Origin of the sequence: Gordonia sp. UBA5067 (assembly GCF_002414845.1) — a bacterium.
Classification (GTDB): domain Bacteria; phylum Actinomycetota; class Actinomycetes; order Mycobacteriales; family Mycobacteriaceae; genus Gordonia; species Gordonia defluvii.
The window spans coordinates 1-843 of sequence record NZ_DIAX01000049.1; the positions used below are offsets into that span (position 1 = coordinate 1).

Sequence of the window (843 nt, forward strand, 5' to 3'; positions counted from 1 at the left end):
CTGCCGATGGTGCGCGCGGTCTTCTCCTCGTCCTTGTAGTAGCCGAGCGGGATGTTACCGATCCGCGCGATATACCCGACCTCGCCGGGAGTGGTGATCCGCTCGTTGCGCTCGTCGACGACGATCATGCGATCGCTCGGCGGCACCTTGAGGTTGCCGCCGTCGTCCATCGTGATCTCGCCGTCATTGCCCGACTCCGACGCGCCGAAGTTGTCCCGCAGCAGCAGCCCCTCCTTGACCGCCACCAAACGGTCACGCACATGTTGGCTCCAAATGGCGCCACCCGAAGCGATCGAGAACAACGACGACATGTCGACATCGTCCTTCTGCTTCTCCATCTCCTCGACCAGCGGCAATCCCATGGCGTCGCCGACGATGAGGATGATCTGCGTCTGGTCGCGCTCGATGTTGCGCACAATCTGCTTCGCGTCGAAGTCGCGCTCGAGGATCAGTCGCCCCCCCAGGGAGAGGAACGTGAACAACGAATACGACGCAGCGCCGTGCATGAGCGGTGCGGCAAGCAGGAACGCCAGGGATGGAAAGTCCTTGACCGCCGACGCGATCTCCGCGTAGTCCTGGCGCGGGTCACCGTACGGGTTCCCGCCCGAAATCGGCTTGCGGAAGAAGTCGTCGTGACGCCACATGACGCCCTTCGGATAGCCAGTCGTGCCACCGGTGTAGAGGAGGTACAACTCGTCGCCGGTGCGCGGTTCGAAGTTCCGCTCCGCCGAGTACTGGCCGACCTCGTCGAATGACGCGAGCGTCACTGTGCGTCCGTCGAGCGCCGCCGCCGCGTCGCGCAGCTCATCGGTGATGGCGCCGACGACGAAGACCGCGCGCACC

1 protein-coding gene is annotated in these 843 nt (G+C 64.5%); it reads right to left on the reverse strand.

Features of this window, described 5'->3' with window-relative positions; all coding sequences use genetic code 11:
* Positions 1–843, reverse strand: an 843-nt coding sequence (locus B4M62_RS08060) for an AMP-binding protein (protein ID WP_290706511.1), incomplete at both ends; no start/stop codon positions are given.